The following is a 23,227-nucleotide window of genomic DNA, read 5'->3' on the forward strand; positions in this document are numbered from 1 at the left end:
GCACCGGTGTCGGCCCGCGAGGGCAAGTCTAGCCGATGGCGGAGTCCGAGGCCACAGCAGCGACGCCGATCGAGGATGAGAGTGGCGCGATCGCCACGGTCCGGGTGCTGCTGCCGCTGCCGCTGGCAGAAGCTTACGATTACGCGGTGCCGCAGGGCCTGGATCTTGCGCCCGGCAGCTATGTCGAGGTGCCGCTCGGCCGGCTGCGGCGGATTGGCGTGGTCTGGGGACCAGGCAGCGGCAAGGTCGCCCTGGCGCGGCTGAAGCCGGTGCTGCATCGCTTCGACCTGCCGCCGCTGCCGGAGGTGGCGCGGAATTTCATCGACCGGGTCGCCCGCTACACCTTGTCGCCCCCCGGCGCGGTGCTGCGCATGTCCCTGTCCTCGACCGGGGCGCTGGAGCCGCCGAAGCCGATCACGGCCTATCGCCGGGCGGAGCTGCCGCCTGAGGGCGCGAAGCTCAGCGCCGCCCGGCGGCGGGTGCTGGCGGTGCTGGAGGACGGGCCGCCGCGGCTGCCGGCCGAGCTGGCGCGCGAGGCCGGCTGCGGCGCCGGCGTGATCAAGGGCATGGCCGAGGCCGGGCTGCTGGAGACCGTGCTGCTGCCCGGCTTCGACCCGATACCACAGCCGGACCTGGCCCGGCCGCGGGCGGTGCTGGGCGAGGCCCAGCGCGAGGCGGCGGACCGGCTGATCGACACGGTCGCCGATGGCGGCTATTCGACCACGCTGCTGGACGGCGTCACCGGCTCGGGCAAGACCGAGGTCTATTTCGAGGCGGTGGCGGCGGCCCTGGCGGCCGGCCGGCAGGTGCTGGTGCTGCTGCCGGAGATCGCCCTGTCGGCGCATTGGCTCGACCGCTTCGCTGCCCGCTTCGGCGTGCGGCCGACCGAATGGCATTCCGAGCTGGGCCCGACCCAGCGCCGGCGCAACTGGCGGGCGGTGGCCTTCGGCGAGGCCCGCGTCGTGGTCGGCGCCCGCTCCGCCCTGTTCCTGCCCTATCCGGATCTCGGCCTGATCGTGGTCGACGAGGAGCATGAGAGCGCCTTCAAGCAGGAGGACGGCGTCGTCTACCAGGCCCGCGACATGGCGGTGCTGCGCGGCCATCTCGGCGGCTTCCCGGTGGTGCTGGCCTCGGCCACCCCGTCGCTGGAGACGCTGGCCAATGTCGAGGCCGGGCGCTATGCCGCGCTGGAGCTGCCGTCGCGGCACGGCGCGGCACAGATGCCGGCCGTGAGCGCGATCGACATGCGCCGCGAATCGCCGCCGCGCGGCCGCTTCCTGTCGCCGACCCTGCGCGAGGCGGTCGTCGAGACGCTGGCGGCGGGGGACCAGGCGATGCTGTTCCTCAATCGCCGCGGCTACGCGCCGCTGACCCTGTGCCGGCATTGCGGCCATCGCCTGGAATGCCCGCACTGCACCGCCTGGCTGGTCGAGCATCGCCTGGCCGGCCGCCTGGAATGCCACCATTGCGGCCACCGCGCGCCGCTGCCCAAGGCCTGCCCGTCCTGCCTCGCCGAGGGCAGCTTCGCCGCCTGCGGCCCGGGGGTGGAGCGGATCGCCGAGGAGGTCGACGCGACATTGCCGGAGGCGCGCTGGCAGATCGTCGCCTCCGACACCTTCTCCGGTCCCCAGGCGATCGCCGACCTGACGGCGGATCTCGACAGCGGCGCGGTCAACCTGCTGATCGGCACCCAGATCCTGGCCAAGGGCCACAACTTCCCGGGCCTGACCCTGGTCGGGGTGGTTGATGCGGATCTCGGCCTCGCCGGCGGCGATCTGCGGGCGGCGGAACGGACCTGGCAGCTGCTGCACCAGGTCGGCGGCCGGGCGGGGCGCGGCGAGAAGCCGGGCCGGGTGCTGCTGCAGAGCTTCATGCCCGACCATCCGGTGATGCAGACACTGGTGGTCGACGACCGCGACGGCTTCCTGGCGTCGGAGGCGGAGGCACGGCGGTCGCGCGGCCTGCCGCCCTACGGCAAGCTGGTGGCGCTGATCGTCTCCGGCCCCGATCGCGGCGCGGTCGACCGGGTGTCGCAGGATCTCGGCCGGGCCGCGCCGCAAGGCGACGGGCTGATGGTGCTGGGCCCGGCCGACGCGCCGCTGGCGATGCTGCGCGGCCGCCACCGCCGCCGCCTGCTGCTGAAGGCGGACCGGCGGATCACGGTGCAGCCGCTGGTGGCGGAGTGGGTGTCGCGGGTCCAGGTGCCGGGCACGGTGCGGGTGCAGGTCGACATCGACCCGTACAGCTTCCTTTAGGCGACGCCGGTCCCGGCCACCTCGATGTCGGTCCAGGAGAAGTCGTTGCCCTTGAACAGCAGCGGCACGCCATGCGTTCGGGCGCAGGCGTAGGACATGCAGTCGGCAAGGTTGAGCTGCGCCGGATGGCCCCGGCCTTTGCCATAGGCGGCGAAGGCGGCGACGGCTGCGGTCGCTGTGCCGCCGTCGATCGGGATGACCGTGATCCCGGCTTCGTCGAGCAGCATATGGATCAGGGCTTCAGCCCGGATCGGGGCGAGCTTGAGCAGTGTGGAGAGGCGCATCGCCGCCTCGAGGATCACGAGGCCCGAGGTCAGGCGCCGTTCGGCCCGCGAGAGGAGATTGGTGTAGCGGGCCGCATCCGGCTCATCGGCGATCAGGGCGACGATCACCGACGTGTCGACGAACATCAATGGCCCCACATCTCGTCGATCTCGTCCTTGGTCATGGCACGCCCGCCCGGCCCGGATTCCGCAGCGGCGATGGCCGCGATCCGAGCGATGCGATCGGCGAGGGGCTCCTTCTCCGCCTCGCGACGCAGCTCGGCTTCCAGGGCCTGGATGACGGCCTCGGTCATGGTCACCTTGCGCCTTGTGGCCAGTTCCCGGGCCAGCGCACGCGCGCGGTCGTCACGGATCTGCAGCGTCACGATAGGATCTCCGCAGTGGATGGAACCGGCTATCCATACATCACTATATCGCTATCCATACATCACTATATCGCTATCCATACGCTGGTTGTGAAGACCGACATCAGCCTTTCGCCGGGGCGTGGCTGGCGCGCAGGGGCAGCTCTGGCAGGAACAGGATCGCCACGAAGGCGGCGGCGATGACACCGGTGCCGGCCAGGAAGGTGGTGGCGATGGCCTGGCGGTACAGCTCGACCGCGGCGGCATGCGCTTCGGGCGGCAGCGTGGCCAATTGCTGGAGCCCGGCCTGGGCCAGGCCCTCGGTGCTGGCGGCAACGCGCAACTGCCCGGCCAGCACCGCGCCCGCCGCGGCCACGCCGATGGCGCCGCCCAGCGAGCGGCAGAAGGCCAGGGTGGCGGTGGCGGCGCCCAGATCCTCGCGCGGCACGGCGTTCTGCACGGCGATGGTCATGTTCGGCATCACCAGGCCGAGGCCGATGCCGATCGCGATCAGCGCCGGCTCGATCACCGGGATGCCCTGGGCGGTCGCGGCCGCCCAGCTCAGCCAGGCGAAGGCCAGCGTCGCCAGGGCCAGCCCGCCGGTCTGCGCCGGCTTGTAGCGGCCGGAGCGCAGCAGCACCCGGCCGTTGAAGATCGAGGCGGCGACCAGGCCCAGCATCAGCGGCCCGGTCAGCAGGCCGGAGCGGGCGGCGCTGACCCCCAGTACCAGCTGGAAGAACAGCGGGAAGAACACGCTGGCGGCCAGCATGCCCATGAAGGTCAGAGCCAGCACCAGGCAGCCGACGGCGAAGACGCGGTTGCGGCGCAGATGCAGCGGCAGCACCGGGTCGGGGAAGCGGCGGGCATGGGCGACGAACAGCACCGCCAGCGCCAGCACGGCGGTGCCGATGCCGAGGATCTCCGGCGAGGTCCAGGCGAATTGCGATCCGCCGAGGGTGAGGACCAGCAGGAAGGCGGTGGTCGCGCTGGTCAGCAGCGCGGCGCCGAGATAGTCGATCCGCCTCTCGCGAGCCCGGTGCGGGCGGCGCAGGGCGCGATGGACCACCGCCAGCGCCACGGCGCCGACCGGCAGGTTGACGAAGAAGATCCAGTGCCAGGACAACAGATCGGTGATGGTGCCGCCCAGCACCGGCCCGATGACGCTGCACACCGCGAACACCGCCGCGACCGATCCCTGGCGGCGGCCGCGCTGAGCCGGGGGCACCAGGTCGCCGATGGTGGCCTGGGCCAGCGGCAGCAGCCCGCCGGCGCCAAGCCCCTGCACCGCGCGGAAGGCGATCAGCTGCGCCATGCTCTGGGCCAGGCCGCACAGCGCCGAGCCCAGCAGGAACAGCAGCACGGCCAGGGTCAGCATCGGCTTGCGGCCGTGCTGGTCGCTCAGCTTGCCGTAGAGCGGCATCACCGCGGTCGAAGCCAGGACATAGGCCGTCACCACCCACGACAGATGGGTGCCGCCACCCAAATCGCCGACGATGCTGGGCAGGGCGGTGGCGACGATATTCTGGTCGAGCGCACTGAGCCCGAGCACGATCATCAGCCCGACCAGCACGAAGCGGATCTCTCGGGACGTCGCGTCCGGCTCGGCCGCCGGGTCAGGGGGCGTCATTCGCCGAGCCTGACCAGCGCCGGGATCGCGGCCGCGATCGCCTGCCGCTCCGCCGGCGACAGGAGGTCCAGACGACGGGCCAGCCAGTCGGTGCGTTGGCGCCGCAGCGCTTCGACCCGCCGCTCGCCTTCGGCGGTCGCGATCAGGCCGGTGCGGCGGCGGTCCTGCGGGTCGGGTGGGGTGCGGGTAACCAGCCCGGCCGCCTCCAGCTGCTTGACATGGCCGCTGACGGTCGGGCCGCGCAGCCCCTCGATCTCGGCCAGGGCGCCGACTCCGATCCCGGGCGACTTGATGATCAGGACCAGCAGCAGGTTCTGCAGCGGCGAGATGTCTCCGTATTGGGTCTCCCGCCGCAGCCGCCGGTACAGCCGCGCCAGCGCCGGCCGCATCGCTTCGGCCAGGATGTCTGAGGCGCCGGATGGCGCCGGATCCGTGGAAGTCATGGCTGCGTTCCGGATATATAGATAGGTTGCCTATCTATATATCCGGTCGAGGATGTCCTGCAATGATTCAGGCGTTGCGGCGCGTCAGCGCGGCGGTTCGCTCAACTCCAGCCGGTTGCCGGCCGGGTCGCGGGTGAACAGGCGACGATAGTCCACGGGCGGCCGCGGATCGTCTTCGACTGGCGCCCCAGCTTCGCGCAGCCGGGCCTCGGCCGACTCCAGATCGGCGACGATCAGGCAGAGATGGCGGTCCGCCGCCAACTGCTCGGCCCGGCCGGGCGCGTCCGGCGACAGGTGGATCTCGGCGCTGCCGACCCGCAGCCAAGCGCCCTGGCTGCGCCGGCCCTGTGGCTTCGGCAGCGGCTTCAGCCCCAGGGTCTCGACATAGAAGCGCACCGTCTCGGCCTCCAGCCCGGCCGGGAAGGTCAGGTTGACATGGTGCAGGGCGAGGATGGTCATTCGCCGACCTAGTTGTCGGGCCGCCCCAGCAGCGATGCGAAGGCGGCCAGCACGGTGGCGTAGACGTCGCGTTTGAACGGCACGATCTCGGCCAAGACCCGGTCCGGCGCCGACCAGCGCCAAGCGTCGAACTCCGGATGCTCGGTCTCGATGTCGATGTCGCTGTCCGCGCCCAGGAAGCGCAGCGCCACCCAGCGCTGCTCCTGGCCGCGATAGCGCCCGCCCCAGACCTTGCCGACCAGATGGTCCGGCAGGTCGTAGCGCACCGACTCCGGCGCCTCGGCCAGGAACTCGGCGCGGTCGGTGCCGATCTCTTCCTTCAGCTCGCGGAAGGCGGCCTCGCGCACCGTCTCGCCCTTGTCGATGCCGCCCTGCGGCATCTGCCAGCCGTCGGGCGTGTCGCGACGGCGCGCCACGAAGACGCGGCCGTCGCGATCGAGCAGCATGATGCCGACGCAGGGCCGGTAGGGCAGGGAGTCCCTCGGTTTGTCCGGCGTCGGCATGGTTCGGCGGCCTAGCCCGCCTGCCCCTTCTGGAACAGCGCCAGGCCGCGCAGCAGGTCGAGCGCCCGCGACAGCTGGTAGTCGACATCCGCGGGCTTGTTCGCATCGGCCGCGCCGTCGGTGGGCGGCGACGCCGCCTTGTCCTGGCCCGGGGTGGCGGGCTTGTCGGTCTGGGCGCCACCGCCCGCCGGCGGGGTCGCCGGGGCCTTCTGGTCGGCGCCGCCCTCGGCCGGCGCCGTCTGCTTGTTGTCGTTGTTCAGCGCGCCCTTCAGGTCGGCCTCGCGGTAGCCGCGCATCTGCGCGATCTCCTCGATCCGGGCCTGCTGCACCTCGATGTCCGGGGTGATGCCGAGCTGCTGGATCGACCGGCCGGACGGGGTGTAGTAGCGCGCCGTGGTCAGCCGCATCGCGCCATGGCCCGGCAGCGGGATGATGGTCTGGACCGAGCCCTTGCCGAAGCTCTGCGTCCCCATCAGCACGGCGCGGTGGTGGTCCTGCAGCGCGCCGGCCACGATCTCCGACGCCGAGGCGGAGCCGCCATTGATCAGCACCACCAGCGGCAGGCCGTCGGCCAGGTCGCCCGGGGTGGCGTTGTAGCGCTGCGCCTGGTCGGCCTTGCGCGACCGGGTCGACACGATCTCGCCCTTGTCGATGAAGGCGTCGGACACGGCGATGGCCTGGTCCAGCAGGCCGCCCGGGTCGTTGCGCAGGTCGAGGACATAGCCCTGCAGCTTGTCGCCGAGCTTCTTCTTGATGTCGGCGATGCCGCGCTTCAGCCCGTCCTCGGTACGTTCGGTGAAGCTGGTGATACGGATGTAGCCGACGTCGCCCTCGGTCCGCCAGCGCACCGATTCCACCGGGATGGTCGCGCGCGCCAGGGTCAAGTCGAAGGGCTCGGTGTCGCCGCGGCGGACGGTGATGACGATGTTGCTGCCCACCGGGCCGCGCATCTTATCGACCGCCTCGTTGAGGCTCATATTGACGATCGGCTTGCCGTCGATGGCGATGATCAGGTCGCCGGCCTGGACCCCGGCCTTGGCGGCGGGGGTGTCGTCGATCGGCGACACCACCTTCACCACCCCGTTCTCCATCGTCACCTCGATTCCGAGGCCGCCGAAGCTGCCGCGGGTCTGGGACTGCATGTCCTGGAACTCGTCTGAGTTCAGGAAGTTGGAGTGCGGGTCCAGTGAGGTCAGCATGCCGTTGATCGCGGCCTCGATCAGCTGCTTGTCGCTGACCTGCTCGACATATTCCGCGCGCACCCGCTCGAACACCTCGCCGAACAGGTCGAGCTGCTTGTAGGTGTCGGTCGAATCATTGCTCGTCGCGGCCTTGTCGGGCGCCTTGTCCTGCGCCCAGCCTTCGAAGGTCAAGGTATGCCCGCCGACAAAGGCCAGGCCCATCAGGGCCCCGATGGCGACGGCGCTCAGGTGCTTCTTCATGCTTGCCCTCGCTGGCGGCCAGGTCGCCAGGCGCTCGAGTCAATCGGCCGACCGGCCGTCTCCGGAACGGAGGGGCGGCTGGCCAGGGTGGACGCCCGTCGATGATATCTGCCGGGTTTCGGCGGGATCAAGTTACCTGACGTCCATATTTACGGTTTCGCGTCACCATGCCGCCCGATTGTGTCGGTCAGGCGGCGTCGATGAGGCTGCGCCCGGTCATCTCGTCCGGCTGCGCCAGCCTCATCAGCGCCAGCAGGGTCGGCGCCACATCTGCCAGCTTGCCGTCGTGCAGCGCGCGCCTCGGTCCCGGCGCGTTGACCAGGATCACCGGCACCTTGTTCAGCGTGTGCGCGGTGTGCGGGCCGCCGGTGGTGGGATCGCGCATCAGCTCGGCATTGCCGTGGTCGGCGGTGACGAGCATGGCCCCGCCCTGGCGCCGCACCGCGGCCTCGACCTTGCCGAGGCAGGTGTCAACCGTCTCGCAGGCCTTGATCGCCGCCGCCAGGATGCCGGTATGACCGACCATGTCCGGGTTGGCGAAGTTGACCACCACCAGGTCGTATTTGCCGCTGTCGATCGCCGCGACCAGCTTCGCGCACACCTCGGGCGCCGACATCTCCGGCTGCAGGTCGTAGGTCGCAACCTTCGGCGAGGGCACCATGATGCGATCCTCGCCGGGGAATTGCTTCTCCTCGCCGCCGTTGAAGAAGAAGGTGACGTGTGGGTATTTCTCGGTCTCGGCGGTGCGCAGCTGGGTCTTGCCGGCCTCGGCCACCACCTCGCCCAGGCCCTTGTCGATCGATTTCGGCGGGAAGATCGCCGACATGAAGCGGTTCAGCAGGTCGGAATACTCGACCAGGCCGCAGGCATCGGCGAAGCGGACCGGGGTGCGGGCGAAGCCGTCGAAGGCCGGGTCCAGCAGCGCCTGCAGGATCTCGCGCACCCGGTCGGCGCGGAAATTGGCGCACAGCACGCCGTCGCCGTCCTTCATGCCGGCATAACCGCCGATCACGCTCGGCAGGATGAACTCGTCGCCGGTGTCGGCGCGATAGGCGGCCTCGACCGCGGCGACCGGGTCCGGCGCCCCCTCGCCTCTGGCCTCGGCGACGGCGCGATAGGCCTTCTCCACCCGTTCCCAGCGCTTGTCGCGGTCCATGGCGTAGTAGCGCCCGTCGACCGTGGCCACGCGGGCGTTCGGCAGCCCGTCGATATCCTTCAGGAAGCGGCGTAGATAATCGGCGCCGGCGCGGGGTGGGGTGTCGCGGCCGTCGGTGTAGGCGTGGACCGCGACCGGCACCCCGGCCTCGGCAACGATCCTGGCCAGCGCTGCGATCTGGTCCTGATGCGCATGCACGCCGCCGGGCGACAGCAGGCCCATCAGGTGACAGGTGCCGCCGGAGGCCTTCAGCGCCTCGATATGCTTCCGCAGCGCCTTGGCCTTGGCCAGCGAGCCGTCGGCGATGGCGTTGAAGATCATCTGCAGGTCCTGGAACACCACCCGGCCGGCGCCGAGATTCATGTGCCCGACCTCGGAATTGCCGATCTGTCCGTGCGGCAGGCCGACGGCCTCCTCGCTGGCCTGCAGGAAGGCGTGCGGCTCGGCGGCCCACAGCCGGTCGAAATTCGGCGTGTCGGCCAGGCGCACGGCGTTGTCCGCCTCCTCCTCGCGCCAGCCCCAGCCGTCGAGGACGCACAGGACGACGGGCCGAGGGGCGTGTGGACGGGGTGGGGGCGCTGCGCTCATCGCATGTCCTTTCGCGGAATCCGCCCTTCATGTATCGATTGGCGCCGCCGGCACAAGGGCGTTTCGCCCCGGCGGCGCGAACGGAGGCGGCATGTTCGACACCCGGTGGCTTTCTGTGGCCCTGCTGCTCGCCGGCTGTGCCGGTCCCGTGGTCGGCGCCGCCTATGATGCCAAGGATCCGGTCGACCGCTGGCAGGCGGCGCTGCGGGCCAATGCCGCGCGCTATGTCTGCGGCGCGGCGCTGGAGGAGGGGCGGGAGAGCCGGCTGGCCGACACCATGGTCGAGGCCCAACGCCAGGCGACCGCGGCGCTGGCGAAGCGGGGGGACACGGTACCGACCGATCCGGAGGTGCTGGGCGACATCGCCTCCCGCCGCACGCAGCAGGAGCGGGTGGTGCGCGATGCGGTCGCAGCGCGCGGCTGCTCCGATCCGCAGATCATGGACCTGATCGGCTTGGCCGAACGTTTGTCCGCCGGTCAGGCCTGACCTGCCAGAGATTTTGACGGAGGAAGCGATGCGCATCACGCGCCTCGGATCGGCCGCGGTGGTCGCGGTTCTCGCCCTCGGGGGCTGCAACGAGCAGGGCTATATCGACCCTGGCTACCCCGGCCAATCCGGCTACCCCGGCTATTCCAGCTATTCCGGGCCGGGGCGGGTGCCGCAGCAGGCGGGCTATGCCGGCGATGCGCTGCAGCGCTACGACGCCATGGTCCGGGCCGAGGCCGCGGCCCGGTCCTGCCGGGTGCGGCTCGACCCGCGGCAGGAGCAGCGTTTCGGACAGGTGCTGTCGCAGGCGGAATCCGATGCGGCGGGGCAGCTCGCTGATGCCTCGGGCGCGCCCGGCGGCGAGTCCGCGGTCTGGCAGGAGCTCGGCTCCCGGCGCGCGGCGAATGAGCGCGACGCCGCCAGCCTGGCCCGCCAGCGCGGCTGCAACTCCGGCCCGGTGGAGGAACTGATCGGCGCTTATCGCAACTTCGCGGCGACGGGGTGAGGGTCTCAGGGTCCGAACAGGACCTGGAACATGATACGTCCGGGAACAGCGAAGGCGACGATCAGCGGGATCCCGAGGGCGAAGTAAGCGATCCTCCGCATGATCCGACTATGGCGTTCGATGTCGTGGCGTCGGGCCGCGGCGACCGCCTGCCACAGGCTGACGAGGGTGAGCACCGCGAGCAGGTGGAGCCAGCTCACCGGCCCGACATGCGGCGGGATGGGCCGGTCCAGGATGAGCAGGGCGCTGACGCAGGCGCCAATCAGCGCCGCGACCCAGATCCAGCCCGTGGCGCGATGGCGAGGCGTCCCCTTCGGCAGGATCAGCTGCAGCGGCGCCAGGACGACCGCGACGCAGACCGCGGCGACATGAAGCTGGATGACGAGCGGCGCGTCCAGCAGCGGCGCAAGCGACACGACCATTCCCCTTCTTGTCATGCCCGGGCTTGATCGGGCATCCAGAGACTGTCGACATCTTCTGGATTGCCGGGTCAAGCCCGGCAATGACAGCAAAGGATGGGTCCTTCCCTAAGCCCGATGATACGGATGGCCGCTCAGGATGGTCTGGGCGCGGTAGATCTGCTCCGCCAGCATCGTCCGGGCCAGCATGTGCGGCCAGGTGAGGCGGCCGAAGGACAGCAGCAGATCGGCGCGGTCGCGCACCGCATCGTCATGGCCGTCGGCACCGCCGATCAGGAAGGCGGCCTCGGCCCGGCCCTCGTCACGCCAGCGGCCGAGCAGGCGAGCGAAGCCGGCGCTGTCGAGATCGCGGCCGCGCTCGTCCAGCGCCACCATGGCGGCGCCGGCCGGCATGATGGCCAACAGCAGCGCGGCCTCTTCCCGCTTCAGCGCGGCKCCGGACAGCGCCTTGCGAGCCTCGACCTCGCGCAGGGTCAGCGGCCAGGCGGAGCGGCCGGCATAATCGTCGAACAGATCGCGCAACGGCCCCGGACGGGAGCGGCCGACCGCGGCAATGGTCAGCCGCATCTGAGAACCGTCGGGATCAGGCCATGCCAGCGATGCGGGTCACCCGCTCGGCGTCGTCGTCCCACATCTTCTCGAGGGCGTAGAAATCGCGCACCTCGGGGCGGAACAGATGGACGACCACGTCGCCGGCGTCGATCAGCACCCAATCGCCGCGCGCCTGACCCTCGACCTGGACCGGGCCGGGCGCCAGCGGCTTCAGCTTCTCCAGCAGGTGGTCGGCCATGGCGGCGACCTGGCGCGAGGAGCGGCCGGTGGCGATGATCAGGCTGTCGGCGATGGAGGACCGGCCGGTCAGGTCGATGACGACCAGATCTTCGGCCTTGTCGTCGTCGAGCGACGTCAGAGCAGTTTCAAGCAGGGGCCGGGCAAGGCTGGCGGCGAGACCCGGCGGCAGACGCCCGGCTTCGGCCCGGGGCGTCTCGGTGTTCGGTCGTATGGCGTTCACCTCATGGTTGTGCGGCGACACGGCGCTGATGCGCCGCGGCGTCGGCGGGGTCGGGGCGAAGCTGCCGCGCGGCCCTCAGCGCCGTGGCCGAGGCCGGGTGACGCTTCGCCAGGAAGAACACCCAGGCCGGTGCGGCCGTTCCGGCCAATGCCCGGGTGTGATCCTGATCGATGCGAGCCCGCGCGAATCGCTGCGCCGCCAATCCCGACAACGCTCTTAGAGAATAGGTAGGACGGTCGTATACGGCAACCGGCACGGTCTCGAAGATTTTTGTCCAGCGCTGCCAGTGACGGATCTGCGCCAGGTTGTCGGCGCCCATCAGCCACACGAACTCGGTCCGCGGGAAGCGGGCGGCCAGCGCCCGCAACGTGTCGGCGGTGTAGCGGGTGCCGAGCTCGGCCTCGATCCCGGTGACGACGATGCGTGGGTGGCGGGCGACGCGGCGGGCGGAGTCGATCCGCTCGGCGAAGGGTGCCATGCCGGCGGCCGGCTTCAGCGGGTTCTGCGGCGACACCAGCCACCACACGGCGTCCAGCCCCAGCCGCTTCATCGCCTCGCGGCTGATGTGCCGGTGCCCGTCATGCGCCGGGTTGAACGACCCGCCGAGCAGCCCGACGCGGCAGCCGTCCCAGATCCGGCCGTGCCGGGGATTGGGCGGGGTCAGCATGGCGACGTTCCGGCGCCGGGTAGGCTGAGTTCGCCGAGGCGAACCCAACAATCCGCCGATGCTCTTGCCGACGACCATGTTGGGTTCGCTTGCCGCGAACCCAACCTACGAACAGGAGCCTGCATTCAAGGGCGCGTCTGGCCGGTGCCGCGGACGAGGTATTTGTAGCTCGTCAGCTGCTCGGTGCCGACCGGACCGCGGGCGTGCAGCCGGCCGGTGGCGATGCCGATCTCGGCGCCCATGCCGAATTCGCCGCCATCGGCGAACTGGGTCGAGGCGTTGACCAGCACGATGGCGCTGTCGACCCGGGTCAGGAACGCCTCGGTCGCGGCCTCGTCGGCGGTGACGATGCCGTCGGTGTGGTGGCTGCCATGCAGGTTGACGTGCTCGATCGCGGCGTCGAGGCCGTCCACCGTCTTCACCGACAGGATGGCGTCGAGATATTCGGTGTCCCAGTCGTCGTCGGAGGCGGCGACGACGCGCGGGTCGATCGCCTGGACCACGGTGTCGCCGCGGATCTCGCAGCCGGCCTCGATCAGGTCGTCCAGGATGGGCCGCAGCATCGTCCCGGCGACGCTGCGGTCGATCAGCAGCGTCTCGGTCGCGCCGCAGACGCCGGTGCGCCGCATCTTGGCGTTGTAGACCACGCGCCGCGCCATCTCCGGGTCTGCGGCCTCGTGCACATAGGTGTGGCAGATGCCGTCCAGGTGCCACAGCACCGGGATCCGGCTGTCCGCCGCCACCCGGGCGGTCAGCGACTTGCCGCCGCGCGGGATGACGACGTCGACGAACTCGGTCAGGCCCAGCAGCTCGCCGACCGCGGCGCGGTCGCGGGTCGGCACCAGCTGCACCGCGCTGCGCGGCAGCCCGGCCTTCTTCAGCCCGTGCCCGACCGCGGCGGCGATGGCTGTGGAACTGCGGAAGCTCTCCGACCCGCAGCGCAGGATGCAGGCGTTGCCGGATTTCAGGCACAGCGCCGCGGCGTCGGCGGTGACGTTGGGCCGACTCTCGAAGATCACGCCGATGACGCCAAGCGGCACCCGCACGCGCTGGAAGCGCAGCCCGTTCGGCTGGGTCCAGTCGGCCAGCACCGTGCCGATCGGGTCGGGCAGGGCGGCCACGGCCTCAAGCCCCCGGGCGATCGCCTCGATCCGCGCCTCGTCCAGCGCCAGCCGGTCGAGGAAGGACCCGGCGACGCCGTTCCGCCGCGCCTCCGCCATGTCCTCGGCATTGGCCGCCAGGATCAGGTCGCGGTCGTCACGGATCGCCGTCGCCGCCGCCGCCAGCGCCGCATCCTTCTGCGGTCGCGCCGCCAGGGCCAGCGCGGCGGCGGCGCTGCGCGCGGCGGCGCCCAGGCGGCGCATCAGCTCGGCGGTGGTCTCGGTGTCGGCGTCGAACAGGGCGGTCATCGTGCAGGCTTCCAGGGTCGATGCCGCAGCCTAGCGCAGAGTTTCGCCGGTTTCACTGCGCTTCGGCCCCAGGGGTGCTATGCCCGTTATGGCTGCGGTCCTCAGCCGGGCCGCGGATCTCGGCCAGGTTCAGGGCGGTGTTGATCACCCCGATATGGCTGAAGGCCTGCGGGAAGTTGCCGAGCTGGCGCCGCGCGATCGGATCGTACTCCTCCGCCAGCAGGCCGACATCGTTGGCCAGGCCGAGCAGGCGTTCGTACAGCACGGTGGCACGGTCGACGGCGCCGATCATGGCCAGCGCGTCGGCCAGCCAGAAGCTGCAGACCAGGAAAGTGCCCTCCTCGCCGGCCAGGCCGTCGACGCCCGACTCCGTCTCGTAGCGCCGGGCCAGGCCGTCGATGGTCAGCTCGCGCTCGATCGCCTCGACCGTGCCGATCACCCGCGGGTCGTCCGGCGGCAGGAAGCCCACCATCGGGATCTGCAGCAGCGCCGCGTCCAGCATCTCGGAGCCGTAGGATTGGGTGAAGCTGTTGCGCTTCTCCGAGAAGCCCTTGGTGCAGATCTCGGCATGGATACGGTCGCGTAGCGCCCGCCAGGCCTTGACCGGCCCCTCCAGCCCAAACTGCTCGACCGCCTTGATCGAGCGGTCGAAGGCGACCCAGGCCATCACCTTGCTGTGCACGAAATGCCGCCGGGGCCCGCGGATCTCCCACAGCCCCTCATCCGGCTTGTCCCAGATCTTCTCGAGATAACCCAGCAGCACCCGCTGCACCCGCCAGGCATCGTGCGGATGGGTCAGGTGCTTCTTGCGAGCGACATGGATGGCGTCCAGCAGCTCGCCATAGACGTCGAGCTGCAGTTGGGCGTGGGCGCCATTGCCGATGCGAACCGGCTTGCTGCCCTCGTAGCCGGCCAGCCATGGGATCTCCAGCTCGGTCAGCCGGCGCTCCCCGCCCAGCCCGTACATGATCTGCAGCTGCTCCGGCCGTCCGGCCGCGGCCCGGCGCAGCCAGTCGCGCCAGGACGCCGCTTCTTCGGTGAAGCCGGCGCCGAGCAGGGCGTAGAGGGTCAGGGTCGCGTCGCGGATCCAGCAGTAGCGGTAGTCCCAGTTGCGCTCGCCGCCGATCTCCTCGGGCAGTGAGGTGGTCGCGGCGGCGACGATGCCGCCGGTCGGCGCATAGGTCAGGGCCTTGAGAGTGAGGGCGGAGCGCAGCACCGCCTCGCGGTAGGGCCCGTCATAGGTGCAGTGATGGGCCCAGCCATGCCACCAGGTCTCGGTGTCGGTCAGCGACCGGAACGGGTCGATGCCGCCGGGCTCCGGCAGGTGCGACGGGTACCAGGTCAGGATGAAGGGCAGGCGGTCGCCGGCCTCGACGGTGAAATCGCCCACCGTCTTCATCGATTCGCCATGCAGCGGGATCGGCGACCGGAAGCGCAGCGCGTCGGGCCCGGCGATGGCGACGATGCCGTCCGGCCGGTGCCGCACCCAGGGCACGATGCGGCCATAGTCGAAGCGGAACGCCGCCTCCATCCGCATCGGCACGCTACCGCTGCGGCCCTCGACCAGGCGGACGATCGAGATCTCGTCCTCGCGGTGCGGGAAGGGCATGAAGTCGATCAGCGCGACGGTGCCGGACTCGGTCTCGAACTCGGTCTCCAGCACCAGCGTGTTGTCGCGGTAGCGCCGGCGCGTCCGGGCGGCGGTATGGCTTTCCGGCGCGATCTGCCAATGGCCGTTCTCGGTATCGCCCAGCAGGCGGGCGAAGCAGGCGTCGGAATCGAAGCGCGGCAGGCACAGCCAGTCGATCGACCCGTCGCGGCCGACCAACGCGGTGGTGCGGCAGTTGCCGATGATGGCGTAGTCCTCGATCCGCCCGGCCGGGCCCGTGAAGCGCCCCTCGGTGCGCACCCGCGGCTGCTTGCCTGTGGCCTGCTTCTCGGTGCCGTCGGCGTCCGGGGTGGGAACCGCGTCCGGGTGCCCTGTCGTTGGCGCCATGTCGATCTCCGCTGTGTCGTCATGCCGGGGAAGGGTGGAGACGGCCGGTTTGTTCCGCTGCGCTGACAGCTTACACCGTGACGGAACGCCGCGCGCCGGGCCGGCTGCGATCGATCCGATCACCATAGCCGCCCCGATCGCGATGTCGAATAATGTGCGGCCCGACTCCTTGCGTCGGACGCGCAGCCGCCTCCCGTTATTGCAATCTTTGACGTTGTCTTCTCAGGAACGGGCCCCAATCTTCTGATTATGCAGGCGTTGCGCATCCTGGCCCTGATTGCGGCCGTACTCGCGGCGCCGTACGGGACCCTCTCGGCGGCTGATGCGCCGATTCGTCTCGACGCGCTGCTCGACCAGCTCCGGACCGCCCAAGATCCGGCGGAGGCGCAGCGGCTGGAGCGGCAGATCTGGACCCAATGGCTGACCTATGAAGGGGCCGACCCTCTGGTGCCGAACCTGCTGCAGCGCGGCAACTCTGCCCTGCAGCAGCGCGACTATGCCCTGGCCGAAGCCGCCTTCACCGCGGTGGTGGAGCGGGCTCCGGATTTCGCCGAGGGCTGGGACCGCCGCGCGGTGGTGCGCTTCCTGCGTGGCGATTGTGATGGTGCGGTCAGGGATATCAGCCAAACCCTGACGTTGGAGCCGCGGCATTTCGGGGCGCTGTTCGGCCTCGGCCTGTGCCGGATCCTGCAGGGCGACCACCAGGCCGCGCTGGACGCCTTCGAGCGGGTGCTGGCGGTGGACCCTCACTACGCCCCGGCGCTGAGCCAGGCGGCGCTGATGCGCAAATATCTCACCGGCTATCCGCTCTGACCCGGTTCGCCTCTTGCCGAGGGGCCGGGCCGGACCGATCTCCATCCCATGCGCCGCATCCTCGCCCTGCTGCTGATGGTGGTGTTCGTCCTGGCCGGCCCAGCCGTGGCCCAGGACCGGGCAGCGCAGCTGGATGCGCTGTTCGACAGGCTGAAGACGGTGGCGCCGGAGGATGAGCCGGCGCTGCAGACCGAGATCTGGCAGCTCTGGTTCGCCTATGACGGCAGGGATCCGGACGTCCCGGGGCTGCTGGAGCGCGGCAACACCGCGATGGCGACCGACGACTACGCTGTGGCCGAGGCTGCCTTCACCGCGGTGATCGAGCGCGACCCAGTCTTTGCCGAGGGTTGGAACCGGCGGGCCACCGTGCGCTATCTGCGCGGCAACATCCAGGGCTCGATCGCCGACATCGATCAGGTGCTGGCACGCGAGCCCCGCCATTTCGGCGCGCTGTCGGGCCTCGGCCTGTGCCGGATCAAGCTCGGCGATATCCCGGGTGCGATCGACGCCTATCAGCGGGTGCTGATCATCGACCCGCAGATGGCCACCGCCCACGCCCAGATCGAGCGGCTGAAGAAGCTCCAGGCGGGAGATCCGATCTGAGGCCAACCCGAAGGCGCGACCGTCAGTGGATGGTGCCGGCCGGCTTGGCCGGGGCGGGGGCGGTCTCGCGGGTCGGGCCGGCATGGTGATGCACCAGGCGCCAGCCCTCGGGCTCGCGGCTGAACACGTTGGTGGCCGCCAGCCGGTTGTCGCCGATCTTCTCGATGCACAGCACGATGGCGGTGTCGCCATAGTCCAGCACCCGCGCCGCGTCGACGGCGATGCGCGGCGGGTCCTTCAGGATCGCGACCCAGCTCTTCATCACCGCCTCGCGTCCGGCCAGCACCGGCCAGCCCGGGTGGATGCAGGCGACGGGCTGGCGGCGCGACCACAGCGCCTCCATGGCCGCCGCATCGCCCTGCGCCAGGGCGGCGTAAAAGGCTTGGTTGGCTGCGATCGGGGAGCTGGTCATCGGCGGCCGGTCAATCCTCGATCCAGGCGATGCGCAGGACGTTGGTGTTGCCGGGGGTGCCGAAGGGCACGCCGGCCGTCACCACGATACGCTGCCCGGCACTGCCGAAGCCATCATGCCTGGCCAGGCGGCAGGCCTTGCCGACCATCTCGGTGAAGTTGTTGACATCCTCGGTGTGCACCGCATGCACGCCCCAGCACAGCCCCATGCGGCGGGCGGTCTGCAGGTTCGAGGTCAGGCACAGGATCGGCACTTCCGGCCGCTCGCGTGCCGCCCGCAGCGTGGTCGAGCCCGAGGTGGTATAGGTCGCGATCGCCACCGCGCCGATGGTGTGCGCCACCTGCCGCGCCGCCGCCGAGATGGCGTCAGCCGAGGTGTTCTCCGGGTCGTAATGCACCGCGTCCAGGATGGTTCGGTAGATCGGGTCCTTCTCCACCCGCCGGGCGATGCGGTCCATCATCGTCACCGCCTCGAGCGGGAAATCGCCCGACGCGGTCTCGGCCGACAGCATCACCGCATCGGCGCCGTCGAACACGGCGGTGGCGACGTCGGAGGCCTCGGCCCGGGTCGGGGTCGGGGACATGATCATGCTCTCGAGCATCTGGGTCGCCACGATCACCGGCTTGCCGGCCTGGCGCGAGGCGCGGATGATCCGCTTCTGCAGCGACGGCACGTCCTCGGCCGGCATCTCGACGCCGAGGTCGCCGCGGGCGACCATCACCGCGTCGGTCAGCTCGACCAGCTCGTCCAGGTGCTGGATCGCCGCCGGCTTCTCCAGCTTGACGATCACCTGGGCCCGGCCGGCGATCAGCTTGCGCGCCTCGGCCACGTCCTCCGGCCGCTGCACGAAGGACAGCGCCACCCAGTCGACGTCGATGTCGAGGGCGAAGCGCAGGTCGTCGCGGTCCTTGTCGGTCAGCGGCGATAGCGGCAGCACCGCGTTCGGCACGTTGACGCCCTTGCGGTCGGACAGGCGCGACCCGGCCTCGACCACGGTGTCGGCGAAGTCCGGGCCGCAATCGACGACCTTGAGGCGCACCTTGCCGTCATCCAGCAGCAGCGCCTGCCCGGGCTCGATCGCTGCGAAGATCTCGGGATGCGGCAGGGTCACGCCGGTGGCGTCGCCGGTGCGCGGCTGCAGCGACAGGCGGAAGCTCTGGCCCTCGGTCAGCTTGACCGGGCCGTCGGCGAAGGTGCCGAGGCGCAGCTTCGGGCCCTGCAGGTCGGCCATCACCGCGATCGGGTGGTCGAACTCCCGCTCGACCTCGCGGATCAGGGCCAGCCGGGCGGCGTGGTCTTCCTGCTTGCCGTGGCTGAAGTTCAGGCGGAAGACGTCGACGCCCGCCTCGAACAGCTTGCGGATCGCCTCGGCCGAACTGGTGGCAGGGCCCAGCGTGGCGACGATCTTGGTCTGGCGCGTGCGGCGGAACGACGGGCGCTTCTTCGGCATGGCTGGACTCCCGATCACGTGCCGGCATTGCTGAGCCCAGGCAGACCCGACTGCGCCGACGGGCGGGAAGAAATCACATCCGCGGCTCTTCGCCAACGTCGAATGTGCGCGGAGCTTCGGATATTACGCGGACTTAATATTTCGCCAAGGGCCGGATACGCACGGATTCATGCGGCTTCGGGGCTGGTGTTGCGGATCAGCCACGCACCGTATTTTGCCGTTGCAGCACTGCCGTCGCGGCCTCCAGCTCGGCCGTTCGGACCAGCAGGTAGTCGGTATCGTAGGTCGAGATCACGAAGATGCTGATGCCGGCCTCGGCCAGCGGCGCCGCGAGTCGGGACAGGATGCCGGTCAGGGCGAAGTCGAGCGGCCCCTCGACCTTGAATCCGCGCCAGCCGCGCTCGGCCTTCGCGTCCGTGGGCAACCGCGCCTCCGGGCAGACGACCGACAGCTCGTCGCGGGTGCGGCTGACGGTGACGAAGGGATCGGACCAGTCGACCCAGCTGGGTAGGGGCGCTTCCGCCGGCAGCCGGGCCACGGCCAGGGTCTCCGGCAGCAGGCTGAGGGTGAGGCGGCTCTCGGCCATCGCTCAGGCCTTCCGCGCCAAGAGGATGCCGGCCAGCACCAGGGCGCCACCCAGGCCCTGGGCCGGGCCCAGCGGCTCGGCCAGGACGATCCAGGCCAGGGCCGCTGCCGCGACCGGCTGGATCAGCAGGGTGAGGGAGGAGAAGGCCGCCGGCAGCCAGGCCAGCGCATAGGTGATCAGGCTCTGCCCGGCGACCTGCGAGACCCAGGACAGGCCGATCAGGATGGCCCAGCCGTACAGCGTCGGCGGCAGCAGGGTCGGTTCCAGCAGCAGCGCCAGCGGCAGCGTCGCCGCGGCGGCGACGGCGCTGGTCCACAGCATGATGGTGGCGACGGAGAAGCGGTCGCGCAGCCGGCCGACCGCCAGGATGTAGCCGCCGTAGAACACCGCGGCGAGGGCGGCCAGGGCGTCGCCGGCCAACGCGCCGTTGCCGAAGCCGCCGCCCTTCAGCACCTCCACGCCGGCGATGGCCACGGCCAGACCGGCCGCGAAGATCGGGCGGATCGGGGTGCGAAACAGGACGAAGGCGCCGAGGGTGACGAAGATCGGCGCCAGATTGGCCAGCAGCGTGGCGTTGGCGACCGAGGTGATGGCTAGCGCCCAGTGCCAGGCCACCAGGTCGGCGGCGATGAACAGGCCGGGCAGGGCCAGGGCGGCGCAATCGGCCAGGCTCTGCGGCCGCGCCGCCTCGCCGCGCGCGCGCTCGGCCCGGTACCAGAGGAACAGGATCGGCAGCGCCAGGGCCACGCGCCAGACCGCCGTCGCGATCGGCCCGACCTCCGACAGCCGCACGAAGATCGGCGAGCTGCCGATCGCCAGCCCGCCCAGGATCAGGGCAGGCAGCGCCAGGCGCTGGGCGGGGGAGGGGGACAGGACGGCCTCGCTCATGATGGGCCGGAGCTTAGTCCGCCCTGCCCGTTGCCAGCCATGGCAGGCCGCGCAGGGGAGACCGGCGCGCCGCGCGGGCCGCGGGTTATCATCAAACCGTCATGACGTCGCGGCAGGATGCGCGCCGCACAATCGGGGGAATTGCCATGCATTGCTTCACCGCCTTAGCCGYCGGGGTCGTCCTGGCCGCCACCGTCGCCACCACCGCCGCTGCGGCCGGCCCGGACATGCTGGCCCAGCGGATCGAAGGGCTGTCGCGCTCGACCCAGTGGCGGCTGGTCGAGACCATCCCGGTGCCGTTCGACACCTATCACCCGCAGGGCTTCGCCCGGGCCAGCGATGCGATTTTCGCCTCCTCGGTCGAGATCACCGTGCCGACCAAGCGCTATGCCCAGCCGCAGGACGGCATGGACCGCGACGCCGGCCAGGGCACCGGCCACCTGTTCAAGATCGACGCCCAGGGCCGGCAGATCGGTCATGTCACGCTCGGCGAGGGCTCGATCTACCATCCGGGCGGCATCGACTTCGACGGGCGCTGGCTGTGGGTGCCGGTCGCCGAATACCGACCGAACAGCCGCTCGATCCTGTACCGGGTCGACCCGCAGACGCTGGAGGCGGTCGCGGTCGGCCGGGTCAACGACCATATCGGCGGCCTGGTGCACGACACCGACCACAACACGCTGCACGGCGTCAGCTGGGGCTCGCGCCGCTTCTACACCTGGCGGCTGGATGCCGAGGGCAAGGTCGACGCAGCCGCCTCGCCCACCGTCACGCTGAACCCCGAGCACTATCTCGATTACCAGGACTGCGCCTATCTGCCGGTCGGCCGTGCCATCTGCACCGGCATCACCGAATTCCGCCGCACGCCGGATGCGCCGGTGTTCGGCCTGGGCGGGATCGAGATCGTCGACCTCGCCGCCGGCCGGCCGGTCTTCCAGGTGCCGGTGCTGCTGTGGACCGAGGACGGCACCGCCATGACCCGCAACCCGGTGCTGGTCGAGGCGACGCAGCAAGGCCTGCGCCTGACCGCGATGCCGGAGGACGGCACGTCGCGGATCTTCGTCTACGAGACGCCCTGAAGTTTTTTCGGAGCGAGGTGTCGGGGCTGCTCGCGCGGCGGCGTCCTTGGGCCATCGCACTATGGCGGACCGAGTGCCGCCAGCCAGGGATGGAGCCCGACATGCTGAAGACGATCCTGACCGGTGTTCTCGTGGCCGCGGCGCTGGTCGCCGGGCCTGCCGCCGCGCAGACCCCTGCCGCCATCCGCAGCGGCCATGCCGAGGCCGGCGGCATCAGTTACTACTACGAGGTCCGCGGCCAGGGCGAGCCGCTGCTGCTGCTGCATGGCGGGCTCGGCTCGATCGACATGTTCGCGCCGCTGCTGCCGGCGCTGACGGAGAAGCGCCAGGTCATCGCCGTCGACCTGCAGGGCCATGGCCGCACGCCGCTGGGCGACCGGCCGATCGACCTGGTGGCGATGGGCGCCGATATGGCGACGATCCTGCAGCAGCTCGGGGTCGGGAAGACCGATGTGCTGGGCTATTCGATGGGCGGGGGCGTCGCCTTCCAGCTGGCGGTGCAGCATCCGGAGATGGTGCGCCGCCTGGCCCTGGTCTCGGCCGGCTATGCCCAGGACGGCTTCTATCCGGAGATGCTGCCGCAGCAGGCCGCGGTCGGCGCCGGCATGGCCGAGATGATGAAGAACACGCCGATGTACACATCCTATGTCGCGGTGGCGCCGAAGCCGGAGGACTTCCCGCGGCTGCTCGATGCCATGGGCGCGCTGATGCGCAAGCCCTACGACTGGTCGGCGGATGTGCCGAAGCTGACCATGCCGGTGATGCTGGTCTTCGGCGACAGCGACATGTACCGGCCGGAGCATGTGGTGAAGTTCTACCAGCTGCTGGGCGGCGGGCTGCGCGACGCCGGCTGGCAGCGCGAGCACATGTCGCAGAACCGGCTGGCCATCCTGCCTGGCGCGACCCATTACGACATCTTCCTGTCGCCGCAGCTGCCGGCGACGGTGCTGCCCTTCTTGAACGGCGAGAGCAGCACCGCTGACTGGAAGTAGTTACGGCATGTACTGGCCGCCGTTGATCTCGACCATCTGGCCGGTGACGTAGCCGCTGGCGGCCTCGGAGGCGAGATACAGGAAGGCGGCGGCGCAGTCTTCGGACGCGCCCAGCCGGTTCATCGGGATCGTCGCCTGCATCGCCGCCAGTTGCTCCGGCGTCGAGAAGCGCTCGTGGAACGGGGTGGTGATGACGCCGGGCGAGACCGCGTTGACCCGGATCCCGTCCTTCACCAGCTCCTTGGCCCAGCCGCGGGTGGCGACGGCGACGAAGCCCTTGGCGGCGGCGTAGATCACCGAGCCGGGGCCGCCGCCGTGCCGCGCGGCGATCGAGCTGAGATTGATGATCGATCCGCCGCCGCCCTGCCGGCGCATCTGGGCCGAGCCCTCGCGCATGAAGCGGACGACGTGGCGGACATTGACGTCCAGCACCGCGTCGACGAAGTCGTCGGTGTAGTCCGCGACCGGGGTGCGCTTGACCAGCGCGCCGGCATTGTTGATCAGCACGTCCAGCCGGCCGAAGGCGGCCACGGTCTGCTCGACCAGGGCCTGCGCCGTCTCCGGCTTGGTCACGTCGCCCGGGGCAAGGATCGCCTCGCCGCCGGCGGCCTTGATGTCGGCGACCACGGCCTCGGCGGCCGCGCGGCTGGAGTTGTAGTTCACCGCCACCCTGGCCTTGTTCTGGCCGAAGGCGCGGGCGGCGGCGGCACCGATGCCGGTGCTGGCGCCGGTGATCAGGACGGCCTTGCCGGCGAGATCCGGGAAGACGGGAAGGGCGGTCATCGGCTTACCTCGAAATGGCGTTGAT

The 23,227-nt window shown here is 70.6% G+C and carries 26 protein-coding genes; 7 read left to right on the plus strand and 19 right to left on the minus strand.

The annotated features are described in order from the left end of the window. The first annotated feature begins 35 nt into the window (after positions 1-35). Entirely contained in the window at positions 36-2,255 is a 2,220-nt protein-coding gene (locus AB4Z01_RS00060) for a primosomal protein N' (protein WP_441689317.1), read from the plus strand. Here AB4Z01_RS00060 and AB4Z01_RS00065 read toward each other — a convergent pair. The 8 genes from AB4Z01_RS00065 to gpmI form a co-directional block, all read right to left on the minus strand. Then, a complete protein-coding gene (locus tag AB4Z01_RS00065; RefSeq protein WP_441689319.1) occupies positions 2,252-2,665 on the minus strand; it encodes a type II toxin-antitoxin system VapC family toxin in 414 nt (137 codons plus the stop codon). The genes AB4Z01_RS00060 and AB4Z01_RS00065 overlap by 4 nt on opposite strands. Further along, complete coding sequence (locus tag AB4Z01_RS00070) at positions 2,665-2,904, minus strand: type II toxin-antitoxin system VapB family antitoxin (protein WP_441689321.1); 240 nt, start codon at positions 2,902-2,904, stop codon at positions 2,665-2,667. Before AB4Z01_RS00070 ends, AB4Z01_RS00065 begins: the two co-directional genes overlap by 1 nt. 103 nt (positions 2,905-3,007) lie before the next feature. Continuing rightward, a complete protein-coding gene (locus AB4Z01_RS00075) occupies positions 3,008-4,510 on the minus strand; it encodes an MDR family MFS transporter (RefSeq protein WP_441689323.1) in 1,503 nt (500 codons plus the stop codon). Further along, positions 4,507-4,953, minus strand: a complete 447-nt coding sequence (locus AB4Z01_RS00080) for a MarR family winged helix-turn-helix transcriptional regulator (RefSeq protein WP_441689325.1) — start codon at positions 4,951-4,953, stop codon at positions 4,507-4,509. The genes AB4Z01_RS00075 and AB4Z01_RS00080 overlap by 4 nt, the downstream gene beginning before the upstream one ends. Positions 4,954-5,037: 84 nt before the next feature. Continuing rightward, positions 5,038-5,412 carry a VOC family protein gene (locus tag AB4Z01_RS00085; protein WP_441689326.1) on the minus strand — a complete coding sequence of 125 codons (375 nt, stop codon included), beginning with the start codon at positions 5,410-5,412 and terminating at the stop codon, positions 5,038-5,040. A gap of 8 nt (positions 5,413-5,420) precedes the next feature. Beyond that, positions 5,421-5,915: an RNA pyrophosphohydrolase gene (locus AB4Z01_RS00090; protein ID WP_441689328.1), complete on the minus strand. Its 495-nt coding sequence runs from the start codon at positions 5,913-5,915 to the stop codon at positions 5,421-5,423. An 11-nt stretch (positions 5,916-5,926) separates the two neighbouring features. Next, positions 5,927-7,357 (minus strand): S41 family peptidase, encoded by a 1,431-nt coding sequence (locus AB4Z01_RS00095; protein WP_441689329.1) that lies wholly within the window; start codon positions 7,355-7,357, stop codon positions 5,927-5,929. A 187-nt stretch (positions 7,358-7,544) separates the two neighbouring features. Next, positions 7,545-9,101, minus strand: a complete 1,557-nt coding sequence (gene gpmI / locus AB4Z01_RS00100; protein ID WP_441689331.1) for a 2,3-bisphosphoglycerate-independent phosphoglycerate mutase — start codon at positions 9,099-9,101, stop codon at positions 7,545-7,547. Positions 9,102-9,192: 91 nt separating this feature from the next. On the opposite strand from gpmI, the gene AB4Z01_RS00105 reads away from it, so the two are divergent. Further along, positions 9,193-9,588, plus strand: coding sequence for a hypothetical protein (locus tag AB4Z01_RS00105; protein WP_441689332.1), 396 nt, complete (start codon positions 9,193-9,195; stop codon positions 9,586-9,588). Positions 9,589-9,616: 28 nt separating this feature from the next. Further along, on the plus strand, positions 9,617-10,093 hold the full coding sequence (locus AB4Z01_RS00110; RefSeq protein WP_441689334.1) for a hypothetical protein: 477 nt from the start codon (positions 9,617-9,619) through the stop codon (positions 10,091-10,093). 5 nt (positions 10,094-10,098) lie between these two features. Here AB4Z01_RS00110 and AB4Z01_RS00115 read toward each other — a convergent pair whose 3' ends face one another. From AB4Z01_RS00115 to AB4Z01_RS00140, 6 genes are all read right to left on the minus strand, one after another. After that, positions 10,099-10,515 carry a DUF2306 domain-containing protein gene (locus tag AB4Z01_RS00115; protein ID WP_441689335.1) on the minus strand — a complete coding sequence of 139 codons (417 nt, stop codon included), beginning with the start codon at positions 10,513-10,515 and terminating at the stop codon, positions 10,099-10,101. Between the two features lie 105 nt (positions 10,516-10,620). Continuing rightward, positions 10,621-11,079, minus strand: a complete 459-nt coding sequence (rlmH, locus tag AB4Z01_RS00120; protein ID WP_441689336.1) for a 23S rRNA (pseudouridine(1915)-N(3))-methyltransferase RlmH — start codon at positions 11,077-11,079, stop codon at positions 10,621-10,623. Positions 11,080-11,095: 16 nt separating this feature from the next. Then, positions 11,096-11,545 (minus strand): ribosome silencing factor, encoded by a 450-nt coding sequence (gene rsfS, locus AB4Z01_RS00125; protein ID WP_441689338.1) that lies wholly within the window; start codon positions 11,543-11,545, stop codon positions 11,096-11,098. Further along, positions 11,526-12,191 (minus strand): nicotinate-nucleotide adenylyltransferase, encoded by a 666-nt coding sequence (locus AB4Z01_RS00130; RefSeq protein ID WP_441689339.1) that lies wholly within the window; start codon positions 12,189-12,191, stop codon positions 11,526-11,528. The genes rsfS and AB4Z01_RS00130 overlap by 20 nt, the downstream gene beginning before the upstream one ends. Positions 12,192-12,316: 125 nt before the next feature. Beyond that, a complete protein-coding gene (locus tag AB4Z01_RS00135; RefSeq protein WP_441689341.1) occupies positions 12,317-13,600 on the minus strand; it encodes a glutamate-5-semialdehyde dehydrogenase in 1,284 nt (427 codons plus the stop codon). A 52-nt stretch (positions 13,601-13,652) separates the two neighbouring features. Continuing rightward, positions 13,653-15,596, minus strand: a complete 1,944-nt coding sequence (locus AB4Z01_RS00140; protein ID WP_441689343.1) for a glycoside hydrolase family 15 protein — start codon at positions 15,594-15,596, stop codon at positions 13,653-13,655. A 249-nt stretch (positions 15,597-15,845) separates the two neighbouring features. Here AB4Z01_RS00140 and AB4Z01_RS00145 point away from each other — a divergent pair, with 249 nt between their 5' ends. Together AB4Z01_RS00145 and AB4Z01_RS00150 are read left to right on the plus strand one after the other, a co-directional pair. After that, on the plus strand, positions 15,846-16,409 hold the full coding sequence (locus AB4Z01_RS00145; RefSeq protein ID WP_441689344.1) for a tetratricopeptide repeat protein: 564 nt from the start codon (positions 15,846-15,848) through the stop codon (positions 16,407-16,409). A 48-nt stretch (positions 16,410-16,457) separates the two neighbouring features. Then, positions 16,458-17,012: a tetratricopeptide repeat protein gene (locus AB4Z01_RS00150; protein WP_441689346.1), complete on the plus strand. Its 555-nt coding sequence runs from the start codon at positions 16,458-16,460 to the stop codon at positions 17,010-17,012. A 22-nt stretch (positions 17,013-17,034) separates the two neighbouring features. Here the strand turns inward: AB4Z01_RS00150 and AB4Z01_RS00155 are convergent, their stop codons facing one another. The 4 genes from AB4Z01_RS00155 to AB4Z01_RS00170 all read right to left on the minus strand — a co-directional run bounded on the left by AB4Z01_RS00155 (position 17,035) and on the right by AB4Z01_RS00170 (position 20,348). Continuing rightward, positions 17,035-17,424, minus strand: coding sequence for a nuclear transport factor 2 family protein (locus AB4Z01_RS00155; RefSeq protein ID WP_441689348.1), 390 nt, complete (start codon positions 17,422-17,424; stop codon positions 17,035-17,037). 10 nt (positions 17,425-17,434) lie between these two features. Further along, positions 17,435-18,874 (minus strand): pyruvate kinase, encoded by a 1,440-nt coding sequence (gene pyk, locus AB4Z01_RS00160; RefSeq protein ID WP_441689350.1) that lies wholly within the window; start codon positions 18,872-18,874, stop codon positions 17,435-17,437. Between the two features lie 196 nt (positions 18,875-19,070). Then, positions 19,071-19,460, minus strand: coding sequence for an ACT domain-containing protein (locus AB4Z01_RS00165; RefSeq protein ID WP_441689351.1), 390 nt, complete (start codon positions 19,458-19,460; stop codon positions 19,071-19,073). 3 nt (positions 19,461-19,463) lie between these two features. Next, positions 19,464-20,348, minus strand: a complete 885-nt coding sequence (locus AB4Z01_RS00170) for a DMT family transporter (RefSeq protein ID WP_441689352.1) — start codon at positions 20,346-20,348, stop codon at positions 19,464-19,466. Between the two features lie 146 nt (positions 20,349-20,494). On the opposite strand from AB4Z01_RS00170, the gene AB4Z01_RS00175 reads away from it, so the two are divergent. Together AB4Z01_RS00175 and AB4Z01_RS00180 are read left to right on the plus strand one after the other, a co-directional pair. Then, on the plus strand, positions 20,495-21,427 hold the full coding sequence (locus AB4Z01_RS00175; RefSeq protein ID WP_441689354.1) for a DUF6454 family protein: 933 nt from the start codon (positions 20,495-20,497) through the stop codon (positions 21,425-21,427). A gap of 101 nt (positions 21,428-21,528) precedes the next feature. After that, complete coding sequence (locus tag AB4Z01_RS00180) at positions 21,529-22,419, plus strand: alpha/beta fold hydrolase (RefSeq protein ID WP_441689355.1); 891 nt, start codon at positions 21,529-21,531, stop codon at positions 22,417-22,419. On the opposite strand, the gene AB4Z01_RS00185 is transcribed toward AB4Z01_RS00180, so the two are convergent. Beyond that, entirely contained in the window at positions 22,420-23,202 is a 783-nt protein-coding gene (locus AB4Z01_RS00185) for an SDR family NAD(P)-dependent oxidoreductase (protein ID WP_441689357.1), read from the minus strand. It abuts the gene before it with no gap. Between the last annotated feature and the right edge of the window lie 25 nt (positions 23,203-23,227).

Source organism: Inquilinus sp. YAF38 (assembly GCF_052113205.1).
Classification (GTDB): Bacteria; Pseudomonadota; Alphaproteobacteria; order DSM-16000; family Inquilinaceae; genus Inquilinus.

What these genes read in the sequence shown, in the direction of transcription:
- AB4Z01_RS00060 (WP_441689317.1), top strand. Translation starts at nt 36, where the DNA reads ATGGCGGAGTCCGAGGCCACAGCAGCGACGCCGATCGAGGATGAGAGT.
- AB4Z01_RS00065 (WP_441689319.1), bottom strand. Translation starts at nt 2,665, where the DNA reads ATGTTCGTCGACACGTCGGTGATCGTCGCCCTGATCGCCGATGAGCCG.
- AB4Z01_RS00075 (WP_441689323.1), bottom strand. Translation starts at nt 4,510, where the DNA reads ATGACGCCCCCTGACCCGGCGGCCGAGCCGGACGCGACGTCCCGAGAG.
- AB4Z01_RS00080 (WP_441689325.1), bottom strand. Translation starts at nt 4,953, where the DNA reads ATGACTTCCACGGATCCGGCGCCATCCGGCGCCTCAGACATCCTGGCC.
- AB4Z01_RS00085 (WP_441689326.1), bottom strand. Translation starts at nt 5,412, where the DNA reads ATGACCATCCTCGCCCTGCACCATGTCAACCTGACCTTCCCGGCCGGG.
- AB4Z01_RS00090 (WP_441689328.1), bottom strand. Translation starts at nt 5,915, where the DNA reads ATGCCGACGCCGGACAAACCGAGGGACTCCCTGCCCTACCGGCCCTGC.
- AB4Z01_RS00095 (WP_441689329.1), bottom strand. Translation starts at nt 7,357, where the DNA reads ATGAAGAAGCACCTGAGCGCCGTCGCCATCGGGGCCCTGATGGGCCTG.
- gpmI (WP_441689331.1), bottom strand. Translation starts at nt 9,101, where the DNA reads ATGAGCGCAGCGCCCCCACCCCGTCCACACGCCCCTCGGCCCGTCGTC.
- AB4Z01_RS00105 (WP_441689332.1), top strand. Translation starts at nt 9,193, where the DNA reads ATGTTCGACACCCGGTGGCTTTCTGTGGCCCTGCTGCTCGCCGGCTGT.
- AB4Z01_RS00110 (WP_441689334.1), top strand. Translation starts at nt 9,617, where the DNA reads ATGCGCATCACGCGCCTCGGATCGGCCGCGGTGGTCGCGGTTCTCGCC.
- AB4Z01_RS00115 (WP_441689335.1), bottom strand. Translation starts at nt 10,515, where the DNA reads ATGGTCGTGTCGCTTGCGCCGCTGCTGGACGCGCCGCTCGTCATCCAG.
- AB4Z01_RS00130 (WP_441689339.1), bottom strand. Translation starts at nt 12,191, where the DNA reads ATGCTGACCCCGCCCAATCCCCGGCACGGCCGGATCTGGGACGGCTGC.
- AB4Z01_RS00135 (WP_441689341.1), bottom strand. Translation starts at nt 13,600, where the DNA reads ATGACCGCCCTGTTCGACGCCGACACCGAGACCACCGCCGAGCTGATG.
- AB4Z01_RS00140 (WP_441689343.1), bottom strand. Translation starts at nt 15,596, where the DNA reads ATGGCGCCAACGACAGGGCACCCGGACGCGGTTCCCACCCCGGACGCC.
- AB4Z01_RS00145 (WP_441689344.1), top strand. Translation starts at nt 15,846, where the DNA reads ATGCAGGCGTTGCGCATCCTGGCCCTGATTGCGGCCGTACTCGCGGCG.
- AB4Z01_RS00150 (WP_441689346.1), top strand. Translation starts at nt 16,458, where the DNA reads ATGCGCCGCATCCTCGCCCTGCTGCTGATGGTGGTGTTCGTCCTGGCC.
- AB4Z01_RS00155 (WP_441689348.1), bottom strand. Translation starts at nt 17,424, where the DNA reads ATGACCAGCTCCCCGATCGCAGCCAACCAAGCCTTTTACGCCGCCCTG.
- pyk (WP_441689350.1), bottom strand. Translation starts at nt 18,874, where the DNA reads ATGCCGAAGAAGCGCCCGTCGTTCCGCCGCACGCGCCAGACCAAGATC.
- AB4Z01_RS00165 (WP_441689351.1), bottom strand. Translation starts at nt 19,460, where the DNA reads ATGGCCGAGAGCCGCCTCACCCTCAGCCTGCTGCCGGAGACCCTGGCC.
- AB4Z01_RS00170 (WP_441689352.1), bottom strand. Translation starts at nt 20,348, where the DNA reads ATGAGCGAGGCCGTCCTGTCCCCCTCCCCCGCCCAGCGCCTGGCGCTG.
- AB4Z01_RS00180 (WP_441689355.1), top strand. Translation starts at nt 21,529, where the DNA reads ATGCTGAAGACGATCCTGACCGGTGTTCTCGTGGCCGCGGCGCTGGTC.
- AB4Z01_RS00185 (WP_441689357.1), bottom strand. Translation starts at nt 23,202, where the DNA reads ATGACCGCCCTTCCCGTCTTCCCGGATCTCGCCGGCAAGGCCGTCCTG.